This window comes from Lysinibacillus sp. FSL K6-0057 (assembly GCF_038630885.1).
Classification (GTDB): domain Bacteria; phylum Bacillota; class Bacilli; order Bacillales_A; family Planococcaceae; genus Lysinibacillus; species Lysinibacillus fusiformis_F.
This window is the reverse complement of sequence record NZ_CP152047.1, coordinates 549,150-569,157: the sequence shown is the minus strand read 5'-3', so window position 1 is coordinate 569,157 and position 20,008 is coordinate 549,150. Positions and strand designations below refer to the sequence as shown.

At 38.6% G+C, this 20,008-nt stretch carries 17 protein-coding genes and 1 riboswitch; of the genes, 1 reads left to right on the top strand and 16 read right to left on the bottom strand.

Features of this window, described 5'->3' with window-relative positions; all coding sequences use genetic code 11:
* Positions 1 to 117 precede the first annotated feature (117 nt).
* The 16 genes from MHB40_RS02695 to speB form a co-directional block, all read right to left on the bottom strand.
* Positions 118 to 2,349: a heterodisulfide reductase-related iron-sulfur binding cluster gene (locus tag MHB40_RS02695; protein WP_342533840.1), complete on the bottom strand. Its 2,232-nt coding sequence runs from the start codon at positions 2,347 to 2,349 to the stop codon at positions 118 to 120.
* A 374-nt stretch (positions 2,350 to 2,723) separates the two neighbouring features.
* Positions 2,724 to 3,287 (bottom strand): cob(I)yrinic acid a,c-diamide adenosyltransferase, encoded by a 564-nt coding sequence (locus MHB40_RS02690; protein WP_342533839.1) that lies wholly within the window; start codon positions 3,285 to 3,287, stop codon positions 2,724 to 2,726.
* An 11-nt stretch (positions 3,288 to 3,298) separates the two neighbouring features.
* Positions 3,299 to 4,759: an adenosylcobinamide amidohydrolase gene (locus MHB40_RS02685; RefSeq protein WP_342533838.1), complete on the bottom strand. Its 1,461-nt coding sequence runs from the start codon at positions 4,757 to 4,759 to the stop codon at positions 3,299 to 3,301.
* Complete coding sequence (locus MHB40_RS02680; RefSeq protein ID WP_205446757.1) at positions 4,756 to 5,757, bottom strand: iron ABC transporter permease; 1,002 nt, start codon at positions 5,755 to 5,757, stop codon at positions 4,756 to 4,758. The genes MHB40_RS02685 and MHB40_RS02680 overlap by 4 nt, the downstream gene beginning before the upstream one ends.
* Positions 5,754 to 6,722, bottom strand: a complete 969-nt coding sequence (locus tag MHB40_RS02675; protein ID WP_342533837.1) for an ABC transporter substrate-binding protein — start codon at positions 6,720 to 6,722, stop codon at positions 5,754 to 5,756. Before MHB40_RS02675 ends, MHB40_RS02680 begins: the two co-directional genes overlap by 4 nt.
* Before the next feature lie 137 nt (positions 6,723 to 6,859).
* Positions 6,860 to 7,043: riboswitch (cobalamin riboswitch) on the bottom strand.
* Positions 7,044 to 7,100: 57 nt separating this feature from the next.
* Positions 7,101 to 8,768 (bottom strand): acyl-CoA dehydrogenase family protein, encoded by a 1,668-nt coding sequence (locus tag MHB40_RS02670; RefSeq protein WP_342533836.1) that lies wholly within the window; start codon positions 8,766 to 8,768, stop codon positions 7,101 to 7,103.
* Between the two features lies 1 nt (position 8,769).
* Positions 8,770 to 10,272 (bottom strand): long-chain-fatty-acid--CoA ligase, encoded by a 1,503-nt coding sequence (locus MHB40_RS02665; RefSeq protein WP_342533835.1) that lies wholly within the window; start codon positions 10,270 to 10,272, stop codon positions 8,770 to 8,772.
* Positions 10,265 to 10,654, bottom strand: coding sequence for a MerR family DNA-binding transcriptional regulator (locus MHB40_RS02660; protein WP_205446753.1), 390 nt, complete (start codon positions 10,652 to 10,654; stop codon positions 10,265 to 10,267). The genes MHB40_RS02665 and MHB40_RS02660 overlap by 8 nt, the downstream gene beginning before the upstream one ends.
* Entirely contained in the window at positions 10,620 to 10,862 is a 243-nt protein-coding gene (locus MHB40_RS02655) for a hypothetical protein (RefSeq protein WP_342533834.1), read from the bottom strand. The genes MHB40_RS02660 and MHB40_RS02655 overlap by 35 nt, the downstream gene beginning before the upstream one ends.
* Before the next feature lie 45 nt (positions 10,863 to 10,907).
* Positions 10,908 to 12,575, bottom strand: a complete 1,668-nt coding sequence (gene argS / locus MHB40_RS02650; RefSeq protein WP_342533833.1) for an arginine--tRNA ligase — start codon at positions 12,573 to 12,575, stop codon at positions 10,908 to 10,910.
* On the bottom strand, positions 12,575 to 13,006 hold the full coding sequence (locus MHB40_RS02645; RefSeq protein ID WP_205446750.1) for a DUF1934 domain-containing protein: 432 nt from the start codon (positions 13,004 to 13,006) through the stop codon (positions 12,575 to 12,577). The genes argS and MHB40_RS02645 overlap by 1 nt, the downstream gene beginning before the upstream one ends.
* 156 nt (positions 13,007 to 13,162) lie before the next feature.
* Positions 13,163 to 13,795, bottom strand: coding sequence for a membrane protein insertase YidC (yidC, locus tag MHB40_RS02640; RefSeq protein WP_342533832.1), 633 nt, complete (start codon positions 13,793 to 13,795; stop codon positions 13,163 to 13,165).
* A 24-nt stretch (positions 13,796 to 13,819) separates the two neighbouring features.
* Positions 13,820 to 14,095, bottom strand: a complete 276-nt coding sequence (locus MHB40_RS02635) for a hypothetical protein (protein WP_342533831.1) — start codon at positions 14,093 to 14,095, stop codon at positions 13,820 to 13,822.
* Between the two features lie 69 nt (positions 14,096 to 14,164).
* Positions 14,165 to 15,367, bottom strand: coding sequence for an MFS transporter (locus MHB40_RS02630; protein ID WP_342533830.1), 1,203 nt, complete (start codon positions 15,365 to 15,367; stop codon positions 14,165 to 14,167).
* Positions 15,364 to 16,407 (bottom strand): ArsR family transcriptional regulator, encoded by a 1,044-nt coding sequence (locus MHB40_RS02625; RefSeq protein ID WP_342533829.1) that lies wholly within the window; start codon positions 16,405 to 16,407, stop codon positions 15,364 to 15,366. Before MHB40_RS02625 ends, MHB40_RS02630 begins: the two co-directional genes overlap by 4 nt.
* 167 nt (positions 16,408 to 16,574) lie before the next feature.
* Positions 16,575 to 17,447 carry an agmatinase gene (gene speB / locus MHB40_RS02620; RefSeq protein WP_342442402.1) on the bottom strand — a complete coding sequence of 291 codons (873 nt, stop codon included), beginning with the start codon at positions 17,445 to 17,447 and terminating at the stop codon, positions 16,575 to 16,577.
* A gap of 315 nt (positions 17,448 to 17,762) precedes the next feature.
* On the opposite strand from speB, the gene MHB40_RS02615 reads away from it, so the two are divergent.
* Positions 17,763 to 19,817, top strand: coding sequence for a PBP1A family penicillin-binding protein (locus MHB40_RS02615; protein WP_342442401.1), 2,055 nt, complete (start codon positions 17,763 to 17,765; stop codon positions 19,815 to 19,817).
* Positions 19,818 to 20,008 lie beyond the last annotated feature (191 nt).

Genomic DNA, 20,008 nt, shown 5'->3' with positions numbered 1-20,008 from the left:
GGAAAAATGGGAGTTTACTATCTCAACTCCCATTCCCATTTAATCTTATTCTACAAAACAATTTTTTATTGTGCAATTTATATTTTTCAGATAACTAAAATATTTCTGCAATAGCAATCATTTTTCTGCGTTCGCTTCCGGATTCTCGTCTTGGCGAGCCTTTTCTACGGATGCTACCACTTCTTCAAATGTTTCTTCTGTTTCCTCTGAAGAAGGTTGAACAGCCTTTACTTTTTCGCCGAACACTGAGCGCTCTAGTAATTCTGCAACATCAAATGTTCCAATAGAATCTTCAACCTCTTTTGCCTTTGTACCATCCTCTAACATTGTTAAACAGTAAGGACAGCCCGATGAAATAACCGATGCATTTGTTGCGAGAGCCTGCTCTGTACGTGCTACGTTAATACGGTTCCCTACATGTTCTTCCATCCACATTAATCCACCACCAGCACCACAGCACATCGCTGTTTCACGGTTACGTTCCATTTCAACAAGCTTCACACCAGGGATGCCTCGAAGAATTTCACGTGGAGCATCATAGACATCATTGTAACGGCCTAAGTAACAAGAATCATGGAAGACAATCGTTTCATGAACCTCATAGTTTAGCGCTAGACGATTTTCTTCAATCAACTGATTTAATAATTCAGTATGATGATACACTTCGCCTTTCCAGCCAAAGTCTTGATATTCATTTTTAAAGATATTGTAGGCATGAGGGTCGATTGTCACAATTTTCTTCACTTCGTTTTTCTCAAACTCATCAATATTCGCTGTAGCTAGCTCCTGGAATAAGAACTCATTCCCTAAACGGCGAGGTGTGTCCCCAGAGTTTTTCTCTTTATTACCTAAGATTGCAAACTTCACACCAGCTTCGTTTAATAAACGACAGAATGCTAAAGCGATTTTTTGAGAGCGGTTATCGAAAGCTCCCATCGAACCAACCCAGAATAAATATTCCATTTCCTCACCAGATTTTTTCAGCTCTTTTACAGTTGGAATTTGGATTGTTGGATCTAGATCGCGCCAATTTTCTTTTTCTTTACGGTTTAAACCCCAAGGATTACCTTGTCGCTCAATATTTGTCATAGCACGTTGCGCATCTGGATTGACTTTTCCTTCAGTCATAGTGAGATAACGACGTAGGTCAATAATTTTATCAACATGCTCATTCATTACTGGGCATTGATCTTCACAGTTACGACAAGTTGTACAAGCCCAAATCTCTTCTTCTGTAATGACTTCGCCTATTAAAGATGGACTGTAGATATCTTCAATTACAGCACCTTCAGCACCAGCTGCCATTGCAAGCTGATTACCCTTTGTATTGGCAAAGAATTGATAAGGCACCCACGGTTTTTGTTTTGTTACAACTGCGCCCGTAAATGTTAAATGATCACGCAATTTCACGATTAAATCCATTGGCGACAGCATTTTTCCTGTTCCTGTTGCTGGACACATGTTTGTACAACGTCCACATTCTACACAAGAATATAGATCGAGCATTTGCTTTTGTGTGAAGTCCTGTATGCGTCCCACTCCAATAGAAGGCATATCCTCTTCACTTTCAGCATTTTCCCCTGCTTCTTCTAAGGCCTCGAAATCGATTGGTGTTAATGTACCCGTACGATCTAAACGATTCATGTAAACATTAAGTGGACTGACGATTAAATGGAAATGTTTAGATTGCGGTACGTACACAAGGAATGTTAATAGAATTAAAAGGTGTGCCCACCACATTACATAAAATACGCCAGCAGCTACTGATGTAGGTAGGAAGCCAAAAATAGCAGCAATACTTGAAGCAAATGGCTCCGTATAGGTTAATCCCTCACCATGCCAAATTAATCCCATACCATTAGCGATTAATGTAGATACCATTAACCCACCAATGAAAATTAATACAAGACCATTTTTCCATCCTCGTTTTAGACGCACTAGTTTTTCAACATAGCGGCGGTAAAATGCCCACACTACCGCAATTAAAATCATTAAAACTACAAGCTCTTGGAAGAATGTAAAGACACCATAGAAAATGCCTAGTGGCAGATGTGACTCTGGTGCTAGTCCTTTCCAGATTAAATCAATTGCCCCTAACTGCACCATCAAAAATCCATAGAAAAACATAACGTGAATTAAACCACTCTTTGGATCCTTTAATAGCTTATTTTGACCAAATACATTGACCATAATATAACGAAGTCGTTCTTTAACACTTTCATCAAACTCAACCTTTTTCCCCAATTGCACATACTTATAGCGTGTTTTCAACAGGTAGAAGAACAATCCTACTGCATAAAGCACAACCACGACTGTTAAGACAATGTTAGCAATTAATAATGGACTCATGGTTGGTCCCCCCTTTAGTTTGTCGTAATTTTCTCTCTTTGTGGCGAATTTGCTAGTTCATACAGAAATGTACTTCACTTTATCATTATATTCCTATTCTAATAAATGAGTGAGCATTCAGTCAACATAAAACGGAAATATTTCTGATAATTTTATATTCTTACATTTTACAAGAAAAAAAGCCACCCTGAATTTTTCCAAGGTAGCATTTTTTTACTTTCCTTATCAATTATACCTTACCGAATGTTACATATTCAGTAGACGTTTGAACATTTGCTGAAGAAAGCAAACAAACCTCTATCCCCTATAAAGGAAGGAGGCTTTAGTATCCGACGTTTTATTATGTGTACAAAAACATTTACTAAATCACACTTTTATTTTTTAAAAACATTCCCGCTACGAATATACTCAACATCTGCTACTTTTAATCGTGCATTTACAACACGTGCAGCTGCAAATAAATAATCTGATAATCGATTTAAGTATTTTTGCACAACCTTTGGCACATCTTCAACCTCTTTCATTAGCGTCACCATTTCACGCTCTGCTCGACGTGCAACTGTGCGCGCAATGTGTAAAGTTGCAGCTGCTGGTGCACCTCCTGGTAAAATAAAACGTTGTAATGGTGGCGCTTCGTCTGATAGAGCATCTATACGAGTTTCAAGTACTTCAATCGGTTGCTCTGTTAACTTATATTGGCGTTCTTTCATCACATTGGCAAGGTCTCCACCAGCATCGAACAGCTCATGCTGAATTGTCTCTAGGTCTGTTAAAATATCCTTGAAAAGCGCTTGATCTAATTCACTTACAGCCTTCCCAATAAAGGAATTTAATTCATCAATTGCCCCATATGTTTCAACACGTAAACTATCTTTATCAACACGTCCTCCAATAAGACTTGTTTTCCCCGTATCGCCTGTTTTCGTGTAAAGCTTCATTCTCTCATCTCCTAAAATTCATTTTTATAATTCCTAATCGCCTGAACTGTTGTTTCATAGACACCCTTTGCAATCACTTTACCAACGTCCGTAATGGGGCCACCATACAGCATTTCTTCCCCTTTTTGAGTCGCTGCAATTAACAAACTATCTGTAGCAGTACCTGTCGCAATAGTCCCACTCCGCTCATCACGAATATTTTCTGATTGCAACGCCTTGGTTTTTGCCTCAGTTGCTGTCATCAATGCCTGAAAAAATGCCTCTTCGGATAAACAACCATTAATAATAACCCATGTATTAATAGTACCAATATATGGATCATCTTGTCTTTCGTGAACACGAGAGACATCAACTGCATTGCCTACGCCAGCTGTTACAGCTACGATTATACTGCCAAAAGGTGCTGAAAATTCATTAATTGCCACTAGCGCTGTTGGTACTGCTGTTAGCATCACAACAGTATTTGTAGGAGAAAAATTCTCCCTTTGCATAAAATCACTAACTTCTCTTTTTACATCACTGATGACATAATCACCAGGAACTGAGCGATTTAATAAGCAATTATGCCAACCAATACCCGGGTTATGAACGGCAGAGGATACGGTCTTTATAGGAAGCTCTGATGTAAGTTGAACATAGTGTTCCGTTATCATAAAATGCTCTTTTTTAATGACAGCTCGCTGTTGGTAGTCAGTTGCTGCAGGCATCATTGTAATTTGCGGTTTTGGTATTTCAGGGTGTGCATATGTAGTCACCCGCGCTTGATAAACTTCTTCAATTTGAGAGGCAATTAATACTTCATGTGGTGCCCCAAGTGCTCTCACTTGCCCACTCTCCATAAGTAATAATTCATCGCAATAAAGCGAGGCTAGATTCATATCGTGTAGTACCATAACAACCGTTAAACCACATTCCATCGCTTCCTTCCGAACCATGTCTAAAATTTGACGTTGGTGTGCAATGTCTAAATGATTAGTTGGTTCATCCAGTAATAGAATTTCTGCTGTTTGAGCTAAGGCCTGTGCTACAAACACTCTTTGTTGTTCACCGCCAGATAAAAATTCCATAGGCGTATGCTCATATCGCTTTACACCTGTTTGTAGCATGGCATGTTGAACAGCCTGCTCATCTTGTGCAGACCAACTTGAGAAAAAGCCTGTTTGATGCGGGTAGCGCCCTAGTGAAACTGCCTCTCTCACACTATTCGAGAAAGCATTTGCATGAAGCTGTGGTAATACAGCCATCTTTTGCGCCAAAGAACGAGCATTATAAGAAAGAATATTTTGTCCATCAATCGAAATAGTTCCAGCAGTAGCTGGTAAAATACCACTCATTACTTTTAATAATGTGGATTTCCCGCTACCATTCGGCCCTAGAATGCCAAGAATTTTCCCTTTTTCAACAGTAAAACTAATATCCTTGACGATTGGTACATCTTCATAGCCACCTGATAGATGTTCAACAACAATCATGCCCGTACCCCCTTGCTTCTTCGCTGCTTATAAAAAATATAGGAGAAAACAGGTGCTCCAATAAATGCCGTAATAACACCAATTGGTAGCTCTCTTGGCACAATGATTGTTCGTGCTACTAAGTCGCAAATAATGAGTAATGTTGCACCATTGAAAAAAGATAATGGTAATAAGTGGCGATGATCTGAACCCCAAATCATCCTTGTCATATGCGGCACCACTAATCCTACAAAGCCAATTGTGCCAGAAACCGCTACAGCTGCTCCGGTTAGCATGGAGCCACCTGCTAATATCAAATATTTACTACGCTTCACATTAACACCTAAATGTTTTGCTCGCTCTTCACCATACAACAAAACATTTAGCTCTCGTCTTTGCGTCCATAGCATAATTGAACCTACAATAACAAATGGAATGATCATTTGGACATATGGCCAACCACGCATCGATACAGAACCAAGTAACCAGCCTATTACCTGACGTAATTCTTCACCAGATAAAGCAATCATTAATGAAATAAGGGAACCTAAAAATGAACTAAAAATAACACCTGTTAATATCAATGTTTCCATTTTCAATGAACGGTCTACGAGTCTAGCGAAGCTCATGACAACTACCATCGTGATGATAGCACCGATCATACTAAAGGTTGGTAGAGCATACAAACCGACGACAGGGATAGAAATACTAAAAAAGATTGTTATAACAGCACCAACAGAAGCCCCTGATGAAACCCCTAGTGTGTATGGGTCTGCTAATGGGTTTTTTAATAAACCTTGGAATGCGGCTCCAGCAATAGCTAGAGATGCCCCCACTAGTCCCGCTAACAACACGCGAGGCAAGCGAATTTTCCAAAAGATATTGGCGGCTGTTTCATCAGCCGCCTTATTCCACAATACTTCTAATGGAATATGAACTGAGCCTATCGCTACGCCACACCAGATGCTAATAAGAAGAAGCGTGCATGTTAGTGCATAGGCTAGTGCTATTTTTTTCACTTAAATACCTCAGGATAGATCGCTTTTGCTAATTCTTCTAGACCTTCTGCTAAACGTGGTCCTTGACGACTCGTTGTACTTTCATCTACCTGTACAATCGCATTATTTTTTACGGCATTAATAGTATCAAAGCCCGCACGTTTTGGTATTTTCGTTAAAATATCTGGTACATAATGATATGTCACCACAATGACATCTGGATTTTTTGCGATAATTTGTTCTGCATCAATTTTATACCAATTATCACCATCTACAGCTACATTCTCTGCATTGATCATTTCAAGCATTGCGTTCATAAATGTGCCATTGCCAGCTGTATAAATATCTGGCTCATCCGATGCTTCGACTAACACTTTTTTTGGTTCAACATCCTTGACTTTAGTCAAAACTTCTTCTACTTTGGCCTTCATATTAGCAACAATTTTTTCAGCCTCTGGTAATTTCCCTGTAGCACGACCAAGTTGCTCAATTGTCGTATATGTTTCATTAAAGTCTTGTGCATTTCTTACTACAAACACTTTCAAACCTGCTGATTCAAGCTGTGCAATAGCCTCTTCTGAAAGAGACATGCTAGATTCGTGTGAAAAAACGATATCTGGTTTTAAGGCAATAATTTTTTCAATATCGTATTCCATTCCGCCAACCTTATCCTTCTCAGCTGCCTCTGGTGGATAATCGTCGTTGTCAGTAACACCAACTATTTCATCATTTAAACCAAGTCCAAAAAGGATTTCAGTGTTACTTGGAATAAGTGAAACAATTTTCTCAGGAGGTGCTTCAAGAGTAATGTCCTTGCCAAGGGCATCTGTTATAGTCATTGGGAATGTTGCTTCATCCACCTGTGCTGTTTCTTGCTGTGTTTGCTGCTCAGTAGCTGGCTTGTTATCTTTTGCTTCCTGTCCACAAGCAGCTAGCAAGCCTACTGCTAAAAATGCTGATAATCCTATTTTCCAAAATTCCTTCATGTGAATCCTCCTTCGTTGATCCGTGCGACATTTCACTTTATTCTGCATCAAAATAAAACCCCTCATCTTTGAATGATGAGGGGGGCAAAATCGCACCAAAAAACTGATACAAAATCCACCACCCTATCCTCGTAGGTTGTCATGTCTGTTATAAAGGCAGGTCTCCTGGCTTGTGCTCCTTGCGATTTTTCAAGCCTTCCCGAAATCTTCAGTGGCATCATTTGAAAAAACTCACACTTACAGTGGCGGGACCGCATCGGAATTACACCGATTTCCCTTTTCACTTTACTTAAGTAAAGAACCTTTACAATATTCAGTTGATTTCATTATACATGAAAATGAAAGAAGTCGCCTCCATTCAAGACGACTCCCAAGCTATTATACAATTTCAGAAAAATATTGAACTGTTTTCATTTGAGCACCCATTTCTCTTAATGACCACGTCTGCTCTAAATAAACGTCCGCTAGTTTTTCATATTTCCCACCAAATTTATGCGCCCATTCTACTGCTACGACGCTTTCATAAAGATGAGCCATTTTTTTCGCCATATCTTTTGCTTCAAAAGTTTTTGTTGCCGCGTCTAAAGCGCTAAAGATTTGTAGTTTCATAGCCATATTCGCCAATTGTTCTTTAACGATTTGTACTAACGAGCTGTTAGCTAATTTTTCTAAGCGTTCCTCCATCTCCTGTACAAACAGTTCATGTGCATGAAACTTATCTACTAACCGAATGAGTTCTAAGGCCAAAATATTAGCCGTCCCCTCCCACACCGTCAACACTTGTGCGTCTCTTAATAAGCGGGGCGTTACAAAGTCTTCGATATAGCCATTACCTCCGTGTAACTCAATTGCCTCACTAGCATAATGAACGGCTTGCTCTGCTGTTTCCTTTTTCATAATGGCAATATATAAGCGATTCATAATAAGGTCTTGCTGTGTTCCCTGTCCACTCGTCACTTTATCGTATAATTGAATAAGATCAAAAACTGTCGCTACTTCCACATGCAACTTAGCCGCAAATTTACCTAAAGTATCCTGAACCATAGGGTATTGTGTTAAAGGCTTACCAAATGCATAACGATTGGTTACGTAATGTTTTGCCTCTAAAAAGCCACGACGCATAATGCCAATTGAAGCTACTGCATTACAAATTCTTGAGAGATTTAGTGCTTCTAGCATGTAATAAATCCCTTTATTTTGCTCCCCTACAACATAGGCAAGTGCACCATCAAATTCTACCTCACCTGAAGGAACTGCTCGAACGCCTAACTTATCTTTCAGTCGGCGAATACGAAGATGATTGGCTGTTCCATCTTCTTTGTGCCAAGGAACTGCAAACAACGTTAAGCCTTTGGAACCTGCTGGCGCATCTTCTAGTCGTGCCAACACCATCGCTACTCCACACATACCCGCATTGGATGCGAAGTATTTTTCACCATATAGGCGATACGCAGCGCCATCCTTTCTCGCCTCCACAACATTCGCGCCAACGTCTGAGCCTCCTTGACGTTCTGTTAAAAATGTCGCACCTTCATATAACTCTGTGTCACCTGTTGCACAAACATGAGGTAAGAAACGCTGCTTCACCTCTTCATCCGCATAATGATCTAATAGGTAGGCAGTAGCCATCGTCAATGTCACGGGACAATAAAAACCAGGCTCTGCATGAGACAATAAGTAACCTTGCGCAAAGCTATAAACATAATTCCCCTTGTGACCTAGCTGTGGAATATCCTTGTGCACATAGCCGACAATACCCGTATTATATGTCTCTTCAATCGTTTTCTTATAGCCATCATTGACCCAAACCTCTGATATCTCTTCACCATAGGCATCATACCTTTGAAGGCGAGGCTCCCCCTGCCGATCTGTATACTTTGCCCTCACATCAATGTCACCTGCACATAGCTCTCCAAAATCTGTTAACTCTCGATGGGCATAGGACAAAAACTCTTTATCTAACATCATTTCTAATATTTTTTGAAGCGTTTCATCCTCTGTAAAAAAGTTCGTAGTACGCATTTCTTCTTGTTGTAATACTTTCATACTATCTCACCTCTTGCCCCTTCAAAGATTGTTTTAATATTTTACCTGATGCATTGCGTGGTAGCGCTTCCACTTTTTCGAAAATACGTGGTATTTTAAACTTTGCCAGATGTTCCTCTAAATAAGCTTTCAGCGCTTCCTCATCAATGTCTTGTTTAGCGGAATATACTGCCTTTACAGTTTCCCCCCATTGTGGATGAGGTACACCAATCACAGCAACTTCGAATATCCCTTCAAAGCCTAATAAGCAATCTTCAATTTCTTTCGGATAAATGTTGACACCACCCGAAATAATGACATCCTTTTTACGATCAACAATCCAAATAAAACCATCTTCATCCTTACGAGCTAAATCTCCTGTTTTTAACCAACCGTCAATGAAGGTCGCATTCGTTGCCACTTCATCCTTATAGTAGCCAAGCATATTGCCCTCACCTAACAAAACAATTTCCCCTACTTCGCCAACATTTACATCTTCTCCGTTGTCATTCACAATACGCAACTCTGTACCAAGCGGCGCCCGCTGCCCTATACTTCCAGCCTTTGTTTCATGCTCTTTGCCAAATAATAATGAACCACTTGGTCCCGCCTCTGTTAATCCATATACACAAGTTAAATTATTTGTTCGGAATGCCTGCTGAATGAAATGAACTTCATTTTGGGATAATGGTGCCCCACCATACACCCACCATTTCATTGAAGACAAATCAGCCGATTGTAATCTTGGCATCTGTGCCGTTAATAAATAAGCAACAGGTGCACCAAAGAAATGTGTGGTTTTCTCCTGTTCAATGGCATCAATGAATAAATCAGGTGTAAAAGTTGGTGTTAACACATTTGTTGAGCCTACCAATACGCCTGCCATTAAAAATAAATGCAATGGCGCCGAGTGTGTTAATGGCATCATGAGCAAAATACGGCTCTCAGGCTTTACCTCCATTTCAACAGCAATCATTTGTGCCACTGTTAAAATATTACGATAGCTAAATAACACACCCTTTGGTTTGCCTGTTGTACCAGATGTATACAAAATCGTGGAAGGGTCATCTTCATGCAGCTGGCAATCAATCAGTTGTGTGCTAGCATTTTGAAGCATTGTTTCATATTGGAGCCAACCCACTTTTTCTTGACCTGTTTTAATTTTTACCGGGATCACAGCTAGCTGTTCAACTGCGGCAAAAATAGCCTCATGAACGACAATTGCCTTCGCTTCTGCATGCTGCGCCACGTACTCTACTTCCTGCAATGTAAATTTCGCATTGACTGGTACAACAATCGCTCCGATACGCTGAATAGCAAAGTAACTGACAACAAACTCTAAAACGTTTGGCATGAAGATGATTACCTTATCACCCTGCCTTACTCCCTGCTCTAGCAAAGCATGACTGAAACGTGTCACCTGCTCATCTAAATCTTGATAGGTAACTCTTCTGCCATGACAAATAACGGCTTCATTTTTCGGATACTTACGGGCATTACGTGCTAATAAATTGGAACTATTCATCGTGCATCTCTCCCTTTAAAGTCGCTAATTTTTCACTAAACATGCCATGCATTTGTTGTAATTCATGTTTCATCTGCGTCAGCTCAGCTATTTTACTCTCAATCTCTTGAATTTTTTGTTCTCCGTATTCAACCGTTCGTTCTAATTGCTGGATTCCCGAGCGATCAAAATCAAATAGTAAAACCATCTCTTTGATTTCTTCCAGAGAAAATCCATAACGCTTGCCTCTGAAAATAAGCTTGAGCTTCGCCAATTCTTTTTTGGAAAAGGTTCGTTGATTGGTAGATGAGCGATGAGGACAAAGAAGCCCAAGTTCCTCATAATAACGAATTGTCCGTGTAGATACATTAAACTCCTTTGCTACCTCCTGAATCGTCTTCAAAACCATCTCCCCCTTTCCTAATTGGCAACAGTATACCATTGACGTTAACGTAAACTTCAACAAAATTTTCGAAATTAACAGAAAAATAAAGTTTGAAACAGCTAATATCCCACGGTTTATCCGTTTCTCTCGTCTTTCTATCCGTCACTTTTACGGTTATATCCGCCACTTGTAGAACTTTATCGTTCACTTTCAGCTTTCTATCCATTAAAAAAACCCCTAACACATTTCATGTTAGGAGCTTAAAAAGGTATTACATTTTTTCCGGTGCAGATACACCAATTAAACGTAGTGCATTCGCAATTGTTGTGCGGACAGCCGTAATTAACGCTAAACGAGCCTCTGTTAACTCTTTGTTTGAAGCATCTAATACTTTTTCTGCATTATAGAAACTATGGAATGCAGCTGCTGTATCTAGAATATAGTTTGCGATACGGTGTGGTGTACGGTGTTTCGCTGCTTCCGCTACCACTCTCGGGAAATCGCCAATCTTTTTCAATAAATCAATTTCTTTTTCTGCTGTTAACAGATTGAGATGTTCTGTTGTAGCAGCAAAGCCTTGTTCATTTGCTGAACGTAAAATAGACGAAATACGTGCATGCGCATATTGTGCATAGTACACAGGGTTTTCATTCGATTGTGAGACAGCAAGGTCAAGATCAAAGTCCATATGAGAATCGCCCGCTGTTTTGACAAAGAAGTAACGAACAGCATCTAGACCTACCTCTTCTACAAGCTCACGCATTGTTACTGCGTTCCCTGTACGTTTAGACATTTTGAATTTTTCACCGTTTTTATAAAGCTGAACCATTTGAATAACTTCCACTTCTAACGTATCGCGATCATAGCCAAGTGCTTGAATCGCTGCTTTCATACGTGGAATATAACCGTGATGGTCAGCACCCCAAATATTGATTAATTTATCGAAGCCACGGACAATTTTGTCTTCGTGGTAAGCAATATCTGGCGTTAAATATGTGAATGACCCATCATTTTTAATTAACACACGATCTTTATCATCACCAAATGTTGTAGAGCGGAACCAAGTGGCACCATCCTCTTCAAACACATGACCATTGGCTTTTAATTTATCTAATGCTACTTCGATTTTACCGTTTTCATATAGAGATGTTTCAGAATACCAGACATCAAAATTTACACGGAAGTTTGCTAGGTCTGTTTTTAATTTATCCAATTCTAAAGCTAAACCATGCTGACGGAAGAAGGCAAAACGATCTTCATCTGATTTTGCTAGAATAGCTTCACCATGCTCGTCTGCTAATTTACCTGCAATATCAATGATATCTTGCCCATGATAGCCATCTTCTGGCATCTCAGCTTCCATTCCTAATGCTTGTTTATAACGAGCTTCTAATGAGTAAGCTAAGTTATTAATTTGATTACCTGCATCATTAATATAATATTCACGAGAGACACTGTAACCAGCCATATCTAACACATTACATAAGGAATCTCCAACAGAAGCGCCACGAGCATGACCTAAATGAAGGTCGCCAGTAGGGTTTGCTGAAACGAACTCCACTTGAATCTTTTCTCCTGCACCAGCATTTGAACGACCGTAGTCAGTACCTTGCTCAAGAGCTTGCGTAATTACCCCAGTTAGGAAATCTTTACGTACTGTGATATTCATGAAGCCAGGACCAGCAATGTCGATTTTTTCAATATCTGTGCCTGCTGTATCCAGGTTTTCTAAAATAGCTTCCGCAATAGCACGAGGTGGCTTTTTAGCTAACTTCGTTAATTGCATCGCAATGTTTGTTGCATAATCACCATTTGCTTTATCCTTTGGTGTTTCCAGGTGAATCGATAATTCTGTGCCAGCCTCGACTAAGCCTGCTTTTTCAACAGCCTGCACTATCGCTGCTTTAATAGCCTGTTGTACTTGTTCTACTGCGTTCATTATTGTACCTCCGTAAATGTAATATCTAATGTATAGTTGCCAACGGATTGCCCACCCATTAGTAAATCGTACTGTACATGGAAATCTCCGCTTATTGCCTGTTTTGTAAACGTCATTTTTTTTGTGTCAATAACGAGTGGCATGGAACCCAACTCACTTTCATAATGCCCTTTTTGTTGTTCAATTATGTTCAGTGGTAGTCGCATACTAACCGCTCCCGCACGCATAATCAATGCCTTTTCATGACCTAACTTCATCGTTGTGCGGATGATTTTATCCTCCTGCACCTCATCATATTTCAAATACAGGCTTCCTGCTTTTTCAAGTAGCTGCCCTTTGAGCCACATTTCATAACTTTCGGACTCTCCATCACTTGGACGAATGGTAGAAATGAGCTTAATGTTCACTTGCGATCTTACTTCGTTCGCCATAACGGATGCCCCTTTTTAGTCTTTTACTATAACCTTTTTATTATAGGATGAATACTTATGTTTTTTCAAGATAGAAGTGATGTAAAGGTCCACAACAAGTTTATGAAAGTAAATAAAAACCCTCTCCTTCCAATAACTGAAAGAGAGGATTTCATTTTATCTATACCATTTTTTTATGATCAATTGTTGAACTATTAACAATAAAGCACTAACTGTCCAATAGATTGGGATAATCGCTGGATTGAACAGACTAAAAATGAGGATCATGATTGGATTAATAAATACCATTATCTTCATATTTAACGGTTGACTTTTCTCTAAGGCGATAGAACTTTGAATTAAATAAATCAAACAAGCAATCATCGAAATCCCAATATCAATCGTACCTAAATTCATCCAAAGGAAATTTTCACTGGCAATCACTGAATCTAACTTAATCGCGTAATACAGTGAAAATAATATAGGTAATTGAATGATGATTGGTAAACAACCTATTAAAGAACTTTTCAATGAATCGGAAGTTAGCTCTTGGATTTTATGTTGTACCATTCTTTTTTCAGATTCGCTTTGACTATTCTTATATTTGTCCGTAAGTGCATCTAATTCAGGCTTAATGGTAGTCATTAATTCTTTTGAGTGCTTTTGATGTTTTGCCGATTGAATAAATAACGGCATAAGAATTAATCTGACTACGATCGTAATGCCAATAACACTAAGTGCATAGCTACCTGTAAAAGAATGAATAAAATGAATGACGTTAATAATAGGTTGTGCTAGAAATGTTAACAATGATATTCCTCCTAGTTTAAAAGTTTAAATCAAACTAGGAGATACACTTTCTTCTTCATTATCTTCGGACGTTCTAATACACAGAACAAACCACGTTAGCATAGGTGGAGTCCAAGTATTCGTGATATTATAGTCAACTTCAAACTCTTCGTCCTTCACTTCTTGAACGGTTATTTTATTAACGATATACAGATGCAAATGAACACTTAGGACAGTTAAAATCAAAGAAGCTAATAGCCAAAAGTATTCCATTGTACTAACAAAGATGAATAAATCATTGATGAGAAGTGACCAAATCATAATACCCCTCCTTCCCTCTCTATATACAAAAATTATATTCGTATGTTGAATATTGAGTCAAATGAATCCTCATATACTATTTGTTCTATTTCGTAGCAACTGCACAAGGAAATAAAACAAGCCAGGTAAAACGATAATTAAACCCACTATTATATAAATTTGGCCAATACTGAAATCTAAAAATGACGCAGAGGCAAAGGCAATTCCTAATGGCATAGCGACCCGTAGAAAGAGTAAACGAACAGCACTAAGTTGCGCCATGCGATCTTTAGGTGCGATTTTCTGAAAAATGGCTGCACTACGAGCATTAAAAAGTGGAAACATTATTCCACCAAACAACTCACATAACCAAGCAATTGGTATGGATTCCACAAAGTACAGACAGACAAATGAAAGCCCCCCACCGATTAATCCGAGATACATGGTTTGATCGGTTTTCGGTATCTTTGACAGTAAGAGTATGCCAATAAAATAGCCAATTGGAAAAGATCCAGCAAATATCGCATATTCCCATGATTGCCCATTAAGAGATTCACGAATGAAAGGAACGCTTAATACAGTTGTTGCGCCCACAGCAAACTGAACGGTTATGGAGAGAAGCGTCAGCCTCAATAGATGTGGATAGTTAAAAAAGCTGTGATATCCTTCTTTCATTTCTTTCCACCAAAACTTTTTAGACCATACTGGCACTCTTTCTATACTTACTTGGGAAATCCCGGCGAGAGACAGATAACTGACTAGAAACATACAACAAGAAAATACATAAATAAATGGTATTGGACTTACTAATAAAAGGAATGAAGTCAATCCCGGAGCAAGAAAACTCATAAGTCGAATGGTACCATCCAATAAACCATTTGCTTCTGTTAATTCTTTTTCTTCGCAAATCTCAGGTAAAAGCGAAAAGGAAAGACTAGCATAAATAGGCTGCAGTAACCCCAATATGCATTGTAAGATGATTAACCCGAAGATAATTCCTTCATTTTTGTATAGAACGAAACCAATTACAGGAAATAGATACGCAAGCGAACGAATAAGTTGGATATTTTGAATCGCTTTTCCTTTAGAAACATGATTTAAAAATGGTGCTGCTACACCTTGTAATACTAATGAGGGAATAAAATAAACTAACCAAAATACACCTAACCATTCCTTTGATCCTGTTAATTCGAACAGCAAAAGACCGTTAATAATGCCACCTGCTGCACTACCCAATTCTGATACAATTTCACCTATCCAGAGTGCTCTAAATGATTTGGAATACCTTTTCATTTTTGATTCTCAAGATACTGAGTAAGTTTTTCTGTTAAATAGTTAAGTTCCGTTGGATTTGCCGAATAAATTCCTTTATCAACTTTAATGAATCTAGCAGCCTTTAAAATAGACAGTTGATGGTGTAGCGTAGTCTTAGAAAGATTAAATCGTAAACTTAAGTCTTGTAATGCGGAAGGTCCTTTTAATAATTGATAGAGTAATTTTAAGCGAAGCTCATCTCCCAATGCTTTATACCCTCTAACCAACTCCACAGAAGGAACACCTGGTTCTAGTAAATGTTCTTCATTTAACGGATAAAAGAACAGTTTAGTATGACAGGTCCTTTTTTCTAAAACCCATGGACGATAGGATACATGTGGAATAAGTTTAACTGTCCAAACAGATGGTTCGAGTTGATACTTTACGCCACCAGTAATCTGTTCAATTTTTTCGATAGGGTCTGTCATGTTGATTGAACCAAATCTTTTTTGTTCAAAATCAAGTGCTTGCATCCACTTATCCCATTTCTCGTTTTTACGTACCCAGTTATGCCACTCGAACATGGCTGTTGTAAAAATATCACACAAGTCTTTATGTGAATACTTCGCAAGATTACGTATATATCCTCCTAGGTATTCATGGTCATCAAAATACTTCGCATATTTCTCTATCTGTCGAGGATTATTATACTGAGCAGAAGTTTCTTTTCTTATAGCCTCCGTTTCCCGATTTTTGTATGGCAAAAGTATTTCATAGAAACAATCTGCAGCTATGTTTTGAAGTTGATTCGAAAAATCTTGAATTGATAACGATGATAATTTGTCCTGTAGCAGAATTAAAGCAAACCAAAAATTAGTTTTTTCAATCAATGCTAAAGATTTCACTAGCTGTTCAGGCATTGATTTATGTGCAATGGTCCACTCTTCATCAAATTCAAATGTGTGGCGAAGACGTGTATGTGTATATCCCGAGATACCAAGAATTACTTCCCAAACAAGTGAAGATTCTATTGTTAAATTAATTTGTTCAGTAGGTTGCGGTGAATATAGATATTTCAACAAAACTCCTCCTTCATACTTACATATAATAAAATTCTAAATTATACGAATATTTAATTCAATATTTTTCGAATATAAAATTTTATTGATTCGAAATTAATTAAAATACAAAATGGGGCTAGCTCATAGCTAACCCCATTCAAGTAACTTTATTTACAAAGTCCTACTTATTTTACCCAGCCTAAGATCATTTCTCGTAATAATTTTGAAGCTGTGTTTGCTGTCATTTCTGAAGAATCATAGATTGGTGCTACTTCAACAAGGTCAAAACCTACAACATTTACACCACTTGCTGCAATAGCGTGGATGGAAGCGAGCAATTCTTTCGATGTAATGCCACCACAGTCTACTGTACCAGTGCCTGGTGCGTGTGCTGGATCTAGAACGTCAATATCAATTGTTACATACACATTGCGTCCAGCTAATGTTGGGAGAACCTCTTTTAACGGTTCAAGCACTTCAAATTTTGAAATGTGCATACCGTTTTCCTTTGCCCAATCAAACTCTTCTTTCATGCCTGAACGGATACCAAATGAATAGACATTTTTCGGCCCAATATGTTCTGCAATTTTACGAATAGGTGTAGAGTGCGAAAGTGGCTCTCCCTCATATTCCACACGTAAATCTGTATGTGCATCAAAGTGAATAATTGCAAGATCATCATATTTAGCTGATACAGCCTTCATCACAGGCCACGATACTAAATGCTCTCCACCCATGCCGACAGGAACCTTGTCATCCGCTAATAATTTTTCAATAAATTTCTCAATTTCATCTAATGAACGCTGTGCATTACCGAATGGTAGTGGAATATCGCCTGCGTCAAAGTACTTTACTTCATCAAGCTCACGATCTAGGTATGGGCTGTACTCCTCAAGACCAATGGATACCTCACGGATACGTTGTGGACCAAAACGTGATCCTGGACGATAACTTACTGTCCAATCCATTGGCATGCCATAAATCACTGCCTGTGCATCGTCATATGTAGGATGACTTTTTATAAAAACATTTCCTGAATAAGCTTCATCAAATCTCATTGCTAGCCCTCCATATTATTAAAATATTGTGTTGATCATCATTTTTCCGACTTCTTCTATTATGGCTTACAGGATTGTAATGAAACCTGTATCCTTTTATCCTCGTATACATTATTGGAACGTCTAGCAAATTTCGATTAAAATCTACAAGGTGCGATTTTTTTGTCGAATGCCAGCATTTCAAGTAGTACAAAAAAAGTATAGATGTTTTTGAATAAAGTGCAATAGTTTTTAGTTAGAATTTCGATTAAAGATGAATGTTCGAACACATACTAAAGCTAAGTTCGAAGCTGTGAGAAAACGAGGTGAAGTCGGATGAAACGAAAAAGCTATCATCGAAAGCAACAGCGTGTAAAGCGCACACGCAAAAGTCTTACGCTATTTGTCGCCTTTACATCTGCAATTGTTGTAGCATTTGTCGCACTCCGCATCTATGTTCAAGTGGCTGGTGCACCGCCTTTAACCGTACCAAAGGCTTCCATTTTCTTAGATGAAAATGAGCACCAAATTGGAGATCACTTTACAAATCAACGAAGATATTGGGTGGGTCTCGATGAGATGTCACCTTATTTAAAGGAAGCTGTAGTTGCTGTTGAAGATAAGGATTTTTATGAACATGGCGGTTTCGATTATTCACGTATTGCTGGTGCCATTTTAGTGGATATAAAGGCTGGTGGAAAGGTTCAAGGAGCTAGTACCATTACACAACAATATGCTCGTAACCTTTATCTTTCCCATGAAAAGTCTTGGACACGTAAATTGAACGAAGCCCTGTATGCTTATAGATTAGAAGTTTTTTATGATAAGGACGAAATACTAGAGGGCTATTTAAATACAGTATATTACGGTCACGGTATGTATGGAGTAGAAGCTGCCAGCCGTTTTTATTTCGGGAAATCTGCTAGTGATTTAACGCTTGCAGAAGCAGCAATGCTAACAGGTGTACCAAAAGGTCCAAGCATTTATTCACCAATTGCCAATTTAGATAAGGCTACCAATCGTCAACACGTTATTTTAAAACTTATGGCAGACCAAGGCGCCATTACACAAGAAGAAAAAGCGCGTGCTGAAAATGAACAGCTTGTCTTAAAAAATGATAGCTGGGTTGCAACCAAATCTGTTGCCCCTTATTTCCTAGATGTGGCTTGGCAAGAAGCAAGTGAAATTTTAAAATCAAAAAATCTCGATATTAGTGAAGGCGGCTGGACGATTCAAACAACGCTTAATCTAGAGCATCAAAAAGCGGCTGAAGAAGCGGTAGCCAAAAATATGCCTGCTAATGATCTGCAATCTGCGTTCGTGAGTATGGAATCGAAAACAGGAGCTGTCACTGCATTAGTCGGTGGTCGTGACTATTCAGTAAGCTCATTTAACCGGGTTACACAAGCCAAACGTCAACCAGGTTCTACTATTAAGCCGATTTTATATGCAGCGGCGCTTGAAAATGGTTATACACCACTAACTTTTTTAGATGTTGGTGAAACAACTTTTACTTATGATAATGGGCGTGGCACTTATGCACCTAAAAACGTCAATGGTCAATTCGCAGATCATGATATGACGATGGCACAAGCCATTGCTATCTCGGATAATATTTACGCAGTAAAAACCTTAGAGGACATTGGTTTCAAAGAGTTTCATGATATGGCAAACCGTTTTAATGTAGGGATTGGTGCGAAGGATAATTTATCAATTGCACTTGGTACGATTGAAACAACATTGTATGAAATGACGAATGCATATAATGTTTTGGCATCACAAGGACAGCAAACAACACCAACAACCATTGTATCCATTAAAAATGCACATGGGGATGTTATTTATGAAAACAAAGTTGTTGCAAGTAAAGCGGAAACAGCCATTTCCAAAGAAAATGCATACATCTTAACAGAAATGATGACAGGTATTTTTGATCCGGTATTCAGTGACTATTCACCTGCTACAGGAATTAGTATTCGTTCACGTATGACACACACATATGCTGCTAAATCAGGCTCTACCAATAGTGATCAATGGTTAATCGGTTTTACACCAAGACTTACTGCTGGTGTATGGAATGGCTATGATCAGGGTAAAAACCTTACGACGAAGGAAGATACTGCTGCAACAAAGCAAATCTGGATTGACTTTATGGAAGCTGTTAATAAAGGTACAAAAAATGAAGATTTCAAAAAGCCAAAAGGTGTTGAAGGTGTTGTCATTGATATCGAAACAGGTAAATTAGCGACTGACGCATGTCCTAAACAACGTCTTGTATATATGGAATCTAAGGATGTACCGACTGAGAAATGTACAAATTTCGACATTCTTGACAGTAATACATGGGGAGAATTTTGGAATATGCTACCATTCTCTATATTTAAGGACTAAAAAACAAACAATAATCCGGAAACCTTTTTAAACCTAATACGTTGTAAGTTATGAAGGCTCTCGACAAAGTAACTGATATACGAAAAAATAAGAAAAGCTTTCTCTTCCCCGGAGACGTGTCCGTGGGAACAGAAAGCTTTTCTTTTTTATGGTCCGCGAAGTATGAGCATCATGGGGCATTTGGCTTGGGT

Coding starts and splice junctions, on each gene's coding strand:
- MHB40_RS02695 (WP_342533840.1), bottom strand. CDS start 2,349: ATGAGTCCATTATTAATTGCTAACATTGTCTTAACAGTCGTGGTTGTG.
- MHB40_RS02690 (WP_342533839.1), bottom strand. CDS start 3,287: ATGAAGCTTTACACGAAAACAGGCGATACGGGGAAAACAAGTCTTATT.
- MHB40_RS02685 (WP_342533838.1), bottom strand. CDS start 4,759: ATGATTGTTGTTGAACATCTATCAGGTGGCTATGAAGATGTACCAATC.
- MHB40_RS02675 (WP_342533837.1), bottom strand. CDS start 6,722: ATGAAGGAATTTTGGAAAATAGGATTATCAGCATTTTTAGCAGTAGGC.
- MHB40_RS02670 (WP_342533836.1), bottom strand. CDS start 8,768: ATGAAAGTATTACAACAAGAAGAAATGCGTACTACGAACTTTTTTACA.
- MHB40_RS02665 (WP_342533835.1), bottom strand. CDS start 10,272: ATGAATAGTTCCAATTTATTAGCACGTAATGCCCGTAAGTATCCGAAA.
- MHB40_RS02655 (WP_342533834.1), bottom strand. CDS start 10,862: ATGGATAGAAAGCTGAAAGTGAACGATAAAGTTCTACAAGTGGCGGAT.
- argS (WP_342533833.1), bottom strand. CDS start 12,575: ATGAACGCAGTAGAACAAGTACAACAGGCTATTAAAGCAGCGATAGTG.
- MHB40_RS02645 (WP_205446750.1), bottom strand. CDS start 13,006: ATGGCGAACGAAGTAAGATCGCAAGTGAACATTAAGCTCATTTCTACC.
- MHB40_RS02635 (WP_342533831.1), bottom strand. CDS start 14,095: ATGATTTGGTCACTTCTCATCAATGATTTATTCATCTTTGTTAGTACA.
- MHB40_RS02630 (WP_342533830.1), bottom strand. CDS start 15,367: ATGAAAAGGTATTCCAAATCATTTAGAGCACTCTGGATAGGTGAAATT.
- speB (WP_342442402.1), bottom strand. CDS start 17,447: ATGAGATTTGATGAAGCTTATTCAGGAAATGTTTTTATAAAAAGTCAT.
- MHB40_RS02615 (WP_342442401.1), top strand. CDS start 17,763: ATGAAACGAAAAAGCTATCATCGAAAGCAACAGCGTGTAAAGCGCACA.